The sequence below is a fragment of the Streptococcus mitis genome (genome assembly GCF_000960025.1).
GTDB lineage: Bacteria > Bacillota > Bacilli > Lactobacillales > Streptococcaceae > Streptococcus > Streptococcus mitis_DH.
In genome coordinates this window covers 347,820-359,852 of the sequence record NZ_JYGQ01000004.1, presented here as the reverse complement: position 1 = coordinate 359,852, position 12,033 = coordinate 347,820, and the positions used below count along the sequence as shown (strand labels likewise).

General features: G+C 42.3%; 16 protein-coding genes and 2 pseudogenes. 15 read left to right on the top strand and 3 right to left on the bottom strand.

The features are described 5' to 3' along the window. Position 1 precedes the first annotated feature (1 nt). The 10 genes and pseudogenes from TZ91_RS10705 to TZ91_RS10805 form a co-directional block, all read left to right on the top strand. A pseudogene (locus tag TZ91_RS10705) lies at positions 2-379 on the top strand (gp58-like family protein); the annotation flags it as partial. 138 nt (positions 380-517) lie between these two features. Next, positions 518-1,153: pseudogene (locus TZ91_RS10700) on the top strand (hypothetical protein); the annotation flags it as partial. A 94-nt stretch (positions 1,154-1,247) separates the two neighbouring features. Continuing rightward, positions 1,248-1,454 (top strand): hypothetical protein, encoded by a 207-nt coding sequence (locus TZ91_RS08525; protein WP_033686250.1) that lies wholly within the window; start codon positions 1,248-1,250, stop codon positions 1,452-1,454. Further along, positions 1,451-2,122, top strand: coding sequence for a hypothetical protein (locus tag TZ91_RS08520; RefSeq protein ID WP_033686252.1), 672 nt, complete (start codon positions 1,451-1,453; stop codon positions 2,120-2,122). The genes TZ91_RS08525 and TZ91_RS08520 overlap by 4 nt, the downstream gene beginning before the upstream one ends. A 9-nt stretch (positions 2,123-2,131) precedes the next feature. Beyond that, positions 2,132-2,410 (top strand): DUF7365 family protein, encoded by a 279-nt coding sequence (locus tag TZ91_RS08515; protein WP_033686253.1) that lies wholly within the window; start codon positions 2,132-2,134, stop codon positions 2,408-2,410. A gap of 14 nt (positions 2,411-2,424) precedes the next feature. After that, complete coding sequence (locus TZ91_RS08510) at positions 2,425-2,901, top strand: hypothetical protein (protein WP_033686255.1); 477 nt, start codon at positions 2,425-2,427, stop codon at positions 2,899-2,901. Between the two features lie 5 nt (positions 2,902-2,906). Next, entirely contained in the window at positions 2,907-3,242 is a 336-nt protein-coding gene (locus TZ91_RS08505; RefSeq protein ID WP_033686257.1) for a hypothetical protein, read from the top strand. 5 nt (positions 3,243-3,247) lie between these two features. Next, positions 3,248-4,909: an SGNH/GDSL hydrolase family protein gene (locus tag TZ91_RS08500; RefSeq protein WP_033686258.1), complete on the top strand. Its 1,662-nt coding sequence runs from the start codon at positions 3,248-3,250 to the stop codon at positions 4,907-4,909. 13 nt (positions 4,910-4,922) lie between these two features. Beyond that, positions 4,923-5,180 (top strand): phage holin, encoded by a 258-nt coding sequence (locus TZ91_RS08495; RefSeq protein ID WP_033686259.1) that lies wholly within the window; start codon positions 4,923-4,925, stop codon positions 5,178-5,180. A 2-nt stretch (positions 5,181-5,182) separates the two neighbouring features. Next, positions 5,183-6,049 (top strand): N-acetylmuramoyl-L-alanine amidase family protein, encoded by an 867-nt coding sequence (locus TZ91_RS10805; protein WP_033686260.1) that lies wholly within the window; start codon positions 5,183-5,185, stop codon positions 6,047-6,049. An 82-nt stretch (positions 6,050-6,131) separates the two neighbouring features. On the opposite strand, the gene TZ91_RS08485 is transcribed toward TZ91_RS10805, so the two are convergent. The 3 genes from TZ91_RS08485 to TZ91_RS08480 all read right to left on the bottom strand — a co-directional run bounded on the left by TZ91_RS08485 (position 6,132) and on the right by TZ91_RS08480 (position 7,158). After that, positions 6,132-6,311 carry a hypothetical protein gene (locus TZ91_RS08485; RefSeq protein WP_033686262.1) on the bottom strand — a complete coding sequence of 60 codons (180 nt, stop codon included), beginning with the start codon at positions 6,309-6,311 and terminating at the stop codon, positions 6,132-6,134. Positions 6,312-6,452: 141 nt separating this feature from the next. Further along, on the bottom strand, positions 6,453-6,602 hold the full coding sequence (locus TZ91_RS10555; RefSeq protein ID WP_001030862.1) for a hypothetical protein: 150 nt from the start codon (positions 6,600-6,602) through the stop codon (positions 6,453-6,455). Between the two features lie 463 nt (positions 6,603-7,065). Then, positions 7,066-7,158, bottom strand: coding sequence for a type I toxin-antitoxin system Fst family toxin (locus TZ91_RS08480; RefSeq protein ID WP_033686264.1), 93 nt, complete (start codon positions 7,156-7,158; stop codon positions 7,066-7,068). A 133-nt stretch (positions 7,159-7,291) separates the two neighbouring features. On the opposite strand from TZ91_RS08480, the gene ruvB reads away from it, so the two are divergent. From ruvB to rseP, 5 genes are all read left to right on the top strand, one after another. Next, the gene (ruvB, locus tag TZ91_RS08475) at positions 7,292-8,290 is read left to right on the top strand and encodes a Holliday junction branch migration DNA helicase RuvB (RefSeq protein WP_004239104.1); all 999 of its coding nucleotides are present in this window, start codon (positions 7,292-7,294) and stop codon (positions 8,288-8,290) included. Beyond that, positions 8,271-8,843 (top strand): nucleotidyltransferase family protein, encoded by a 573-nt coding sequence (locus TZ91_RS08470; protein WP_033686265.1) that lies wholly within the window; start codon positions 8,271-8,273, stop codon positions 8,841-8,843. Before ruvB ends, TZ91_RS08470 begins: the two co-directional genes overlap by 20 nt. 337 nt (positions 8,844-9,180) lie before the next feature. Continuing rightward, a complete protein-coding gene (locus TZ91_RS08465) occupies positions 9,181-9,939 on the top strand; it encodes an isoprenyl transferase (protein WP_033686266.1) in 759 nt (252 codons plus the stop codon). Between the two features lie 8 nt (positions 9,940-9,947). Further along, positions 9,948-10,751: a phosphatidate cytidylyltransferase gene (locus tag TZ91_RS08460; protein ID WP_033686268.1), complete on the top strand. Its 804-nt coding sequence runs from the start codon at positions 9,948-9,950 to the stop codon at positions 10,749-10,751. A 21-nt stretch (positions 10,752-10,772) separates the two neighbouring features. Continuing rightward, entirely contained in the window at positions 10,773-12,032 is a 1,260-nt protein-coding gene (gene rseP, locus TZ91_RS08455) for an RIP metalloprotease RseP (RefSeq protein ID WP_033686270.1), read from the top strand. The last annotated feature ends 1 nt before the right edge of the window (position 12,033 follow it).

The following is a 12,033-nucleotide window of genomic DNA, read 5'->3' as shown; positions in this document are numbered from 1 at the left end:
CATGGACATTACCATTCAAAACGTTCGTTCGCCTGCTCTTGAGCATAATGGGCGGTATTATAAGGTGTTTCAGCCACGGACACGAGATGAACTGCTGAAGCTTCATCACATGGGGTGTGTGGGAGATACAGTGCTGACGGATATCCAGCTAGAACAGGGGGATTTCCCAACTAGCTTTGTAGAACCAACTGTCACGCAACGTACTCTATCTGGTCTCTTCAAGGATATGCGTTCAATAGAGCTGGAACTGAGAGACCCAAACAGTACTCTCTGGGGCAAAATCCAGCAGAATAATCAAGGAGCGCTGACCCAGTTCTTTGACAAGAATGTCAAGAGTGCCATTGCTCAGACCGCTAAAGAAATTAGGCAGGAAGTGCGAGATGCTGCTAACAGTGCTAGAGTACAAGTCACGCCTGAAGGTGTGACTATCGGCTCTACTACCTTAACAGGCGAGCAGTTAGCTTCTACCATTTCCACAAGTCCGAAAGGTGTGGACATCATCGCTCCGAAAGTCAGAGTAAAATCCGACATGATCGTGGACGGTGCGGTCACTGCTGGGAAGTTAGCAGCTGGCTCCGTTACTGCTGACCATATCCAAACTGGTGCCATCACAGGCGATAAAATCAGCGTAGATGATGCCTTAATCAAGAATCTGACCGCTAGAGATGCCTTGATTGACAAGCTGACATCTAAGGAAATCTTTGCGACTAAGATTGAATCTGTCGTATCTAGTTCAACATTCCTTGAAGCCTATCAAGGTAAAATCGGTGGCTTCACGCTTGGACAATTTGACCAAGGTGGCGGTCGCTGGATTTCTGGCGTGAATAAATTCGCAGTTGGAATGGGTAACGGAGAAGGTTATGGAACCCAAACAGCTTTCTGGGCGAATTGGGGCAACAACTGGAACCAAGCAGGGCCTAGAGCGTGGCATGTGGACACAGATGGACAAATGTATTGTAAGAACGATGTGCATTTTTCTGCCGAAACCAACTTCACAGGCGAGAGCAATACGAATTTTTACGGAACAGTTAAATTCACTCAGTCTCCCGTATTTGCAGGTAACATCAACATGGGAAATAGCAATATCTTCGGTAATGGCTATAACCCGGCTGGAGGTGTCAATAAGGTTGTTTGGTGGAGTGAACTTGAATCAGTCGCTTTCCGGAAACATACAGATATAGATGCAATCAAGAAACGCTTGAACAGAATTGAAAGCCATTTAGGAATTAGCTAGAAGGAGAACATACATGGATAATCACACAATCGACAAGCTCGTCGCTGAGTCGCTCGTCAACCGCTTGGCTGAAGGCGAATTGAATCGTGCGCATTTAGAGGCACGCTATACGCTGGCTTTGGCTGAATTGCAGGCATTTAAAGCCGTGCTGGAATATGACCCAGCACTCAAAGAACTATTTGAAGAAACACAAGCTAAAATGAAAGGAACTAACGAATGACTTACAAATTAACAGGAAGCCCAACTTTAAAAGGGGAAAAGAATGTCACAATCGTAACGATTGAGAAAGAAGAACCTGGACGCTACAGTTATGAGCGTGTTGAATTGCCAGGCAATCGCACGAATGATAATGAAGATGTTTTGATTCAAGCCGTTTTAGATTTTATTAGAACAGAACTTGATCCGACAAATGCCATCGTTACTGCTCAAGCTAAACTAGAGCAGACTTTGGCTAAATTGGAACAAGCTGAGCAGAAAGTAGCTCAAGCTCAAACAAATCTTGAACAAACCCAAGAGAAATTGAGCCAGGCAGAAGCGAAGCAAAACGACCTTGAAGCACTTGCGAATCGCATTACTAAGGTGGTACGAGTGATGGCTCAAGATTCAATTATGGGTGAAAAAGTATCTTATGGTACGACCTACAAAGAGATGGTCGAACTCTTCCCACTGGCTGAAGTCGGTAAAGTTTACGAACCTGGTGCAATCTTTGCGGTTGAAGACCCAAGTCACGCTGAAATTAATGGAGAAGGTAAACGTATCTTGATTCAAACAAATCAGTCATTCACTTATCAAGGAGAAACCCTTGCTCAACTTGAAGGGACACCTTACCAAAATGGTGTTCTAGCAACTTGGAAGTTTAACGCACCAAAAGCAACAATTGTACAGTAGAGGTGATTTATGGCAGAATTTGAACGTTTAATTGTACAAATCTTCCTCTCTTTAATTCCTGTTGTCGGGCTTTATTTCTCAATGAAAGACCGAGCGACCAAACAAGAGAATCGTCTCACGGTTTTAGAGAAAGACATCGAGAATCTGCACGAATTCAAGATGTCTGCCAATAAACGACTAGATAACCACGATGAACAAAACAAGGCTATCTTAGTACTTGCAGAACAGGTTAAGTCTTTAGGCGAGGACGTCAGAGAGTTGAAAACGCTGATTCAAAGCAAAACTTAAGAAAGGGGCGCAGAATGGTCTGTAATCTCAATACGACCAATCTTGCTCAAGTTGATGGTGGTTACCTCATCAAGCAGGGTGATGTGGCTTCTACCTTTGGATTTGTCCTTTTAGACGAAGATTATCGAGCTGCCCCCTCTCTGGAAGGGGAGGTGGCGGTCGTTAGTCTGACCATGGGCAAGTACCAGTGGAAGAAGAGGGTGACTGTCACAAACTCAAGCGTGAATTTTAATCTGGATACTATCTTGCCAATTGGGAAATACCGCTTAGAGATTAGCGCTGGCGGATATATTTTCCCAAGTGACAAAGAAACCCACATCAAGATAGTGGCTTCAGATAAGGAATTGGTCACAGAAGAAGTCCACGCTTTAAAAGAGCTGGATATAGCAAAGGAAGTTGAGAAACAACTTTCAGAAAAAACAGTAACAGATGGTGGAGTATGTCCGGAATTTCCAGATCTACTCTTCTTTTACAATCTTGGAAAGGTATAAATACAATGGAAAATACTACAAAATTAACAGAATTTGCCCGTACATTGGGAGAAGATAACAAACGAGTTAACGAAGAATTAAAAACCAAGGTTAGCACTTCAGCAATGACTCAAGCTATCTCTCAGGCAGTCACTCAAGCTAAATCAGAAGTTAAGGCTGAAATCTTGGGTGAAGGAACGCCTGAGAATCTTGATACGCTGAAAGAAATTGCGGACAAAATCACAAATATGGGGCAAGACGAAAATGGTGCTCTTCTCGGCAAAGTAACCGAAGTTAGCGGACGTGTAGACCAGATTGCCAATGTTGACCTGGTTGCAACGTATAATGCAGCGAAAGCGTGAAGCCTATGACTAACCTTGAAAATCTAGCAACTGAAATTGGTAAGGATATCAAGGATATCAAAATACGTTACGCAACCAAGGAAGAAATGCATGAAGCAACCGAGATTGACTATTCTCAGATTGTCACGCATGAAGAACTTGAAGAGAAGCATTATCTGACAGAACATCAGAATATTTCTCATTTAGCGACCAAAGCAGAAGTAGTCACGAAACTAGATAAGATCGATTTTGATTTACTAAAACGTGACGTTATTACACGTAACGAGTTAGCAGAACGAAACTATCTAACAGAACATCAATCGCTTGCGGAGTATGCTAAGAAATCGGAATTGCCTACACCTTATGATGACGCTATAATCAAACAACGATTGACTGTTTTGGAAGAGCGTCCAGACAATAGCACATATCGTATTGCTAAGGGAGATATCCCTGGCGGTGGTGTTGGTGCAACTGCAACGATTACTGCCAATGATTTAATGAACCCTGAGGGAGTCAAAGTCGGAGATATCATTGAAGACTACTGGAGTGGGGCAACTAGTACTAACCAAGGTTTTTGGAAAGTAACCGCTGTTAACGGAACTAATATCTCTGTTCAAGGAATCGGAACAAGAAACTTTCCGATTCCTTATAACGATAATGAATTAAAACAAAGGATTTTAACGTTAGAGAGTCGCCCAAGCTCAGGAAGTGGTGGTCTGGGTACTGAAGAGATAGCTACTTATAGCAATACAGTCATCTATATCCCTAACGGAAATATCGTATACAACAAGAGCTTAAAGAAGTTATCTTTTCCAAAATGTAATGTAAAAGTTGGGAAGTCCAATTATTGGTGTGAGGCTCAAGAGGTTTCTATCAATGGCAGCGCAGGATTTATCGTGTTTAACAAGGCTCAAAAACGAATTTTTGGAGGTGAGGTTAACACGACTAATGATGTATTGCTTGGCTATTACGACAACAACGCTGGTAATTACTATCTCAATACTTTTAGTAAAACGACAAAGACCAAAAAAATCGCTTGTTTGGGTGATTCAATTACCGAGGGAGTAAACGCAGGAGGTTGGCAATGGCACCGCTACATTGATAACTGGTGCAAAAGCAACGGCATTAATAGCATTGTCACGAATTTGGGGATTGGCGGAACATCCGTCTGTACTTCAAGTTATGTGACAGATAGATTGAAGCCGTTTGTCAACAGACTTGATACAATACCAACTGATTCGGATGTTGTGGTCATCTTCGGAGGTACGAACGATTGGGGAAATAATGCGATCTTAGGAAATATTACTGACACCGGAACGAGTTCGTTCTATGGAGCATACAAATATATTCTTGAATGGCTTGCTGTCAATCGTCCAAATGCGAAAGTGATGACTATGACACCTCTAAAACGATATTTCAGAGGCAATGGAACAACGTGGGTAAATGCTCAGACAACTCCAAACAGCAGAGGGAACACTTTGCCAGATTATGTCAGAGCTGTTAAAGAAGTATCTGAAATGTACGCTATCCCTTGCGTTGATCTGCATAATGAGTCAGGTTTAAATCCTGTCTTAGAGAGTGTCAGAAATCGTTTCATTGGAGACGGTCTACATCCTACCGCAGAAGGAAATAAGAAGATGTATCCGGTCATTTTGGACAAGATGCGTCCATTCTTAGAATATGATTAGAGAGGAAAATAATATGATTAACTGGAAACTACGATTACAAAATAAATTCTTTTGGCTGACTGCCGTTCCAGCCTTCTTGCTTGTCTTGCAAGCTGGTGCAGCAGTCTTTGGATATCATCTGGATTTGGGTGATATCGGCAACAAGCTGATTCTGCTTGTCAATGCGGTATTCGTGTTCTTGACTGCTATCGGTTTGGTCAATGACCCAACAACAAGCGGAATAACAGACAGCACACGAGCGCTAGACTATGAGAAACCAAGTGAGGAATAAGTATGTCTAAAAAACAGGAAATGATTCAATTTTTCATTGACAAGGCCAACGCAGGCGACGGAGTGGACAATGATGGAGCTTATGGCTTCCAGTGCGCTGACGTACCTTGTTACGGTCTTCGTCATTGGTATGGTGTGACCCTTTGGGGCAACGCTTATGACTTGCTCGAATCAGCACGTTCACAAGGCTTGAAAGTCGTGTATGACGCTGACTATCCAAAGGCTGGTTGGTTCTTCGTGAAATCATACGTAGCTGGCGACGGTGTCAATTACGGACATACTGGCCTTGTCTATGAGGACTCAGACGGCTATACCATCAAGACGATTGAGCAGAACATCGATGGAAACTGGGACTACCTTGAAGTAGGTGGCCCTTGTCGCTACAATGAGCGTTCTGTCGATGAAATCGTTGGGTATATCGTACCGCCCGAAGAAGTCGAAACTGGCTGGCAACAAAACCAGTATGGTTGGTGGTGGGTTCGTGAAGACGGCTCTTACCCAACTGAAAAATGGGAGAAAATCAACGACGCTTGGTACTATTTCGACGATAAAGGCTTCATGAAGCGTAGTACCTGGTTGAACTACAAGGACGCTTGGTACTGGTTCACGGATTCAGGGTCTATGGCAACTGGCTGGGCTCGTATCAATAATGCTTGGTATTACTTCGATGAAGAAGGGAAGATGGTCACTGGTTGGATTAAGCATAAGCTGACTTGGTACTATCTTGATCATAAGAACGGCAACATGGTATCTAACTCATTTGTCCAATCAGCTGATAAAAAAGGCTGGTACTACATTAAAGCAGATGGAACAATGGCGGATAAACCAGAGTTCACAGTTGAGCCAGAAGGCTTGATTACTACGAAATAGAAAGATTTCAAAATAGATTACACTAACCGCAGGCTTAGGCTTGCGGTTTTTTATTTTGCAATAATAAAAACAGTGACCGAAATCACTGCTTGTCAGTTATAGCAAATTCATAAAGTTTTTCCGCTGTTAGAAGTGCCATTTTGTCCATGCTTGTTTTTCCTTTTCTGAGATCAGAAACAGTAGTCCATGGAACTCCAGCGCCTTGCGAAATAGCAGATGTAGACATAGAACTGTCTAATAATTCTTGAATAACTTTCCTCATCCTATTTGTCCTTTTTATTTTTTAGATAGATATATACATTGATGGCGATTATAAAAATAGCTATTGCACTAACCATTGCTTTTCCTCTTTTCATTTGATAAAATAGAGGTGTAAGGGGCTTTCGCCCCTACCTCTTAGCGTTTACCTTTTCTTTTGCCGGAACTTGGGTTTACGCTTTTTGTTTTGCCTTGCGACCGTTATTGCGGTCACTAGACTTGCTATAGCAGTTACCGTTTCAGGGATATTATCTATCGCCTTTTCAAGTAACCTAAGCCAATCTTCTTTGTTCAACTTCCTCACCTCCTTTCCTTATCTTGATTATATTATATCACGGTACACCGAGAAAGTCAAGCGTTTTGATAAAGTTTTTTACTTTTTTTCAAAAAAATAGACCTTGTCCAGAGGTCGTGAAGTTGGAGGGGACACCCTCCGTTTTTGCTTATTTAATAGGAAATAATTTTACCTTTTTCATAATAATCTCCCTTAACTCCACCCAATCAGGTGGAGTTTTTTGGTTCTATTTCAGGCTTTTGGGGACTATTCTAAAAATAGTTTTCCGATAACTTTCGCTTAATCTTGTAAAATTCATTGGACAGATTCTAAAGTTGGAGAAGCTGAATGGATGAGGATATAAATCTTTGACAAAATTTGTGAACTGTGGGATAATGGAGAGGAATTAAGGATTAGTTCTATACCATGGACTAGAAAAGACCCCAAGCTAACTTCCACATTAAGCTTGGGGTCTTTTTTGACACTATTTATCCTTGTTTAGCCATTTATCGACTAAGTGAAGAACGACACCAACCACAATTGGTCCGATGATAGTTTTAAGGATTAGTTCCATCATGGGCTATCTCACCTCCTTTCGTAGGCGGTGTAGCAGTGTCGAACAATATTATGTCACATAAGTGCCAAACTCGGGAGTCACCCAATCAGGTGGCTTTTTTGTTTGTAGCTTGGATTTTTGATATAATAGAGCCATGAGTAGAATTTTAGACAATGAGATTATGGGGGACGAGGAGTTAGTAGAACGCACGCTCCGTCCTCAGTATTTACGTGAATATATTGGGCAGGATAAGGTTAAGGATCAGCTTCAAATCTTTATTGAAGCCGCTAAAATGCGGGATGAAGCGCTGGATCATGTGCTCTTATTTGGGCCTCCAGGTTTGGGGAAGACGACCATGGCCTTTGTTATTGCTAATGAACTGGGAGTTAATCTCAAGCAGACGTCGGGTCCTGTTATCGAAAAAGCTGGTGATCTGGTAGCGATTTTGAATGACTTAGAGCCTGGGGATGTCCTCTTTATTGACGAGATTCATCGCTTGCCCATGTCGGTGGAAGAGGTGCTTTATAGTGCCATGGAGGACTTCTACATAGATATTATGATTGGGGCTGGTGAGGGGAGTCGTAGTGTTCATTTGGAGTTACCACCTTTTACCTTGATTGGTGCGACGACTCGAGCTGGTATGCTCTCAAATCCGCTACGGGCACGTTTTGGGATTACAGGGCATATGGAGTATTATGCCCATGCTGACTTGACAGAAATTGTTGAGCGGACGGCAGATATTTTTGAGATGGAAATCACTCATGAGGCAGCATCCGAGCTGGCCTTGCGTAGTCGAGGAACCCCTCGTATTGCCAATCGTCTCCTCAAGCGCGTGCGCGATTTTGCCCAGATAATGGGGAATGGGGTTATCGATGATCTTATTACTGATAAGGCTTTGACTATGCTGGATGTTGACCATGAAGGTCTGGACTATGTGGACCAGAAAATCCTTCGCACCATGATTGAGATGTACGGTGGTGGTCCTGTTGGTCTAGGAACTCTTTCTGTTAACATAGCAGAAGAACGTGAGACAGTTGAAGATATGTATGAGCCTTACTTGATTCAAAAAGGTTTTATCATGCGGACGCGGTCTGGACGGGTGGCGACTGCTAAGGCATATGAGCACTTAGGTTATGAATATAGTGAAAAATGAGCAAGAAATTCTAGAGGATTTTAGAGAAAATCCGGATATGATGGCTATTCTGACTGTCATCCGAAACTTGGAGTTGACAGATTCCTGGTTGGCAGCAGGTTCTGTCAGAAATTTTATCTGGAATCTCTTGTCAGACAAATCCCCTTTTGACTGTGAAACAGATGTAGATGTAATTTTCTTTGATCCAGATATTTCTTACGAGGAAACCTTGTCCCTAGAGAAAAAACTGCGAGAGGACTTTCCTCAGTACCAGTGGGAGTTGAAAAATCAGGTCTATATGCACCAGCACAGTCCTCACACTTCTCCCTATACCAGTTCTCGTGATGCTATGAGTAAGTATCCAGAACGATGTACGGCTGTTGGACTGCGCTTGAATGAAGAATTCGATTTTGAACTCTATGCACCTTATGGTTTGGAGGATATTTTGAATTTTCAAGTTCGTCCAACTCCTCATTTTTTAGAGAATCAAGACAGAATGGAACTTTATCGAACACGTCTATCCAAGAAAAATTGGCAGGAGAAATGGAAAAATTTGATTTTTAAAAATACTTAAGGAAACTTTAAGCTAGGAAGTGTATACTAAGTCCATAAGTTAAGAAGACCTTAACTTAAACTCCTAAAACTTTTTCATAATAATCTCCCTATAAAAAATAGAGTCGCCCAATCAGGCGGCTTATTTTTTTGAAAAATGGGCTTGGTGCCTGAGAATAATACTCAATGAAAATCAAAGAGCAAACTAGGAAGCTAGCCGCAGGCTGTACTTGAGTACGGCAAGGTGAAGCTGACGTGGTTTGAATTTGATTTTCGAAGAGTATAAATAGCTTAGTGATAGAAGAAAATAGGGAAATATGGTATAATGAAACGATAGATTTTTGAATAGGAATAAGATCATGTTTGGATTTTTTAAGAAAGATAAGGCTGTGGAAGTAGAGGTTCCGACACAGGTTCCTGCTCATATCGGCATCATCATGGATGGGAATGGTCGTTGGGCTAAGAAACGTATGCAACCGCGAGTCTTCGGACATAAGGCGGGCATGGAAGCATTGCAAACTGTGACCAAGGCAGCCAACAAACTAGGCGTTAAGGTGATTACGGTCTATGCTTTTTCTACGGAAAATTGGACCCGTCCAGATCAGGAAGTCAAGTTTATCATGAACTTGCCAGTAGAGTTTTATGACAATTATGTCCCGGAATTGCATGCCAATAATGTTAAGATTCAAATGATTGGGGAAACGGACCGCCTACCTAAGCAAACCTTTGAAGCTCTGACTAAGGCTGAGGAATTGACTAAGAACAACACCGGTTTGATTCTTAATTTTGCCCTCAACTATGGTGGACGTGCTGAGATTACACAAGCTCTTAAATTGATTTCCCAGGATGTGTTAGATGCCAAAATCAACCCAGGCGACATCACAGAGGAATTGATTGGTAATTATCTTTTTACCCAGCATTTACCTAAGGACTTACGAGATCCAGACTTGATTATCCGTACTAGTGGAGAATTGCGTTTGAGCAATTTCCTTCTATGGCAGGGAGCCTACAGTGAGCTCTATTTTACGGATACCTTGTGGCCTGATTTTGACGAGGCGGCCTTACAGGAAGCCATTCTTGCCTACAATCGTCGTCATCGCCGATTTGGAGGAGTTTAGGAGGAAATATGACACAGGATTTACAGAAAAGAACCTTGTTTGCAGGGATTGCCCTGGCTATTTTCCTACCAATTTTAATGATTGGGGGACTCTTGCTTCAGATAGCAATTGGAATCATAGCCATGCTAGCCATGCATGAACTTTTGAAGATGAGAGGTCTAGAGACCATGACGATGGAGGGCCTCTTAACCCTCTTTGCAACCTTTGCTTTGACCATTCCCTTGGAGAATTATCTGACTTTTTTACCAGTTGATGGGAATGTGGTTGCCTATAGTGTTTTGATTTCAATCATGTTAGGAACGACTGTTTTTAGCAAGTCTTATACGATTGAGGATGCTGTTTTCCCGCTTGCTATGAGTTTCTACGTAGGCTTTGGATTTAATGCTTTACTAGATGCTCGCGTTGCAGGTTTAGATAAGGCTCTATTGGCCTTGTGTATCGTCTGGGCGACAGACAGTGGTGCCTATCTTGCTGGGATGAACTTTGGGAAACGGAAACTGGCTCCGACAGTTTCTCCAAATAAAACCTTTGAGGGTGCCTTGGGTGGTATTTTAGGTGCTATTTTAGTAACCATCATCTTTATGATGTTTGACAGTACAGTTGCTCTTCCGTATGGAATTTACAAGATGTCAGTCTTTGCTATTTTCTTTAGCATTGCTGGACAATTTGGTGACTTACTAGAAAGTTCGATTAAGCGTCACTTTGGTGTTAAGGATTCTGGGAAATTTATCCCTGGACATGGTGGTGTTTTGGATCGCTTCGATAGTATGTTGCTTGTATTTCCAATCATGCACCTATTTGGGCTCTTTTAATCAAAAGACGGAGGAAATACTATGCTCGGAATTTTAACCTTTATTCTGGTTTTTGGGATTATTGTAGTGGTGCACGAGTTCGGACACTTCTACTTTGCCAAGAAATCAGGGATTCTAGTGCGTGAATTTGCCATTGGCATGGGACCTAAGATCTTTGCTCATATTGGCAAGGATGGGACGGCCTATACCATTCGAATCTTGCCTCTGGGTGGCTATGTTCGCATGGCCGGTTGGGGTGATGATACAACTGAAATTAAGACAGGAACTCCTGTCAGTTTGACCCTTACTGATGATGGTAAGGTTAAACGCATCAATCTCTCAGGTAAAAAATTGGATCAGACAGCTCTTCCTATGCAGGTGACCCAGTTTGACTTTGAAGACAAGCTCTTTATCAAGGGCTTGGTTCTGGAAGAAGAAAAAACATTTGCAGTAGATCACGATGCAACGGTTGTGGAAGCAGATGGAACTGAGGTTCGGATTGCACCTTTAGATGTGCAATATCAAAATGCGACTATCTGGGGGAAACTGATTACCAACTTTGCAGGTCCTATGAACAACTTTATCTTAGGTGTCGTTGTTTTTTGGATTTTAATCTTCATGCAGGGTGGCGTCAGAGATGTTGATACCAATCAGTTCCATGTCATGCCTCAAGGGGCCTTGGCTAAGGTGGGAGTGCCAGAAACAGCTCAGATTACCAAGATCGGCTCACATGAGATTAGCAACTGGGAAAGTTTGATTCAGGCTGTGGAATCAGAAACCAAAGATAAGACGGCCCCGACCTTGGATGTGACTATTTCTGAAAATGGTAGTGACAAACAAGTAACGGTTACCCCAGAAGAAAATCAAGGTCGTTACCTTCTAGGTGTTCAACCGGGGATTAAGTCAGATTTTCTATCCATGTTTGTAGGTGGTTTTACAACTGCTGCTGACTCAGCTCTCCGAATTCTCTCAGCCCTGAAAAATCTGATTTTCCAACCGGATTTGAACAAGCTAGGTGGTCCTGTTGCCATCTTTAAGGCAAGTAGTGATGCTGCTAAAAATGGAATTGAGAATGTCTTGTACTTCTTGGCAATGATTTCTATCAATATTGGGATTTTTAATCTGATTCCGATTCCAGCTCTGGATGGTGGTAAGATTTTGCTCAATATCCTAGAAGCTATCCGCCGCAAACCATTGAAACAAGAAATTGAAACCTATGTCACCTTGGCCGGAGTGGTCATCATGGTTGTCTTGATGATTGCTGTGACCTGGAATGACATCATGCGACTCTTTTTTAGATAAT

Bases quoted from the DNA above. Each gene is read 5' to 3' on its own strand.
- TZ91_RS08485 (WP_033686262.1), bottom strand. From the start codon at position 6,311: ATGAGGAAAGTTATTCAAGAATTATTAGACAGTTCTATGTCTACATCT.
- TZ91_RS08520 (WP_033686252.1), top strand. From the start codon at position 1,451: ATGACTTACAAATTAACAGGAAGCCCAACTTTAAAAGGGGAAAAGAAT.
- ruvB (WP_004239104.1), top strand. From the start codon at position 7,292: ATGAGTAGAATTTTAGACAATGAGATTATGGGGGACGAGGAGTTAGTA.
- TZ91_RS08460 (WP_033686268.1), top strand. From the start codon at position 9,948: ATGACACAGGATTTACAGAAAAGAACCTTGTTTGCAGGGATTGCCCTG.
- TZ91_RS08495 (WP_033686259.1), top strand. From the start codon at position 4,923: ATGATTAACTGGAAACTACGATTACAAAATAAATTCTTTTGGCTGACT.
- TZ91_RS08505 (WP_033686257.1), top strand. From the start codon at position 2,907: ATGGAAAATACTACAAAATTAACAGAATTTGCCCGTACATTGGGAGAA.
- TZ91_RS10805 (WP_033686260.1), top strand. From the start codon at position 5,183: ATGTCTAAAAAACAGGAAATGATTCAATTTTTCATTGACAAGGCCAAC.
- TZ91_RS08510 (WP_033686255.1), top strand. From the start codon at position 2,425: ATGGTCTGTAATCTCAATACGACCAATCTTGCTCAAGTTGATGGTGGT.
- TZ91_RS08525 (WP_033686250.1), top strand. From the start codon at position 1,248: ATGGATAATCACACAATCGACAAGCTCGTCGCTGAGTCGCTCGTCAAC.
- rseP (WP_033686270.1), top strand. From the start codon at position 10,773: ATGCTCGGAATTTTAACCTTTATTCTGGTTTTTGGGATTATTGTAGTG.
- TZ91_RS08480 (WP_033686264.1), bottom strand. From the start codon at position 7,158: ATGATGGAACTAATCCTTAAAACTATCATCGGACCAATTGTGGTTGGT.
- TZ91_RS08515 (WP_033686253.1), top strand. From the start codon at position 2,132: ATGGCAGAATTTGAACGTTTAATTGTACAAATCTTCCTCTCTTTAATT.
- TZ91_RS08465 (WP_033686266.1), top strand. From the start codon at position 9,181: ATGTTTGGATTTTTTAAGAAAGATAAGGCTGTGGAAGTAGAGGTTCCG.
- TZ91_RS08500 (WP_033686258.1), top strand. From the start codon at position 3,248: ATGACTAACCTTGAAAATCTAGCAACTGAAATTGGTAAGGATATCAAG.
- TZ91_RS08470 (WP_033686265.1), top strand. From the start codon at position 8,271: ATGAATATAGTGAAAAATGAGCAAGAAATTCTAGAGGATTTTAGAGAA.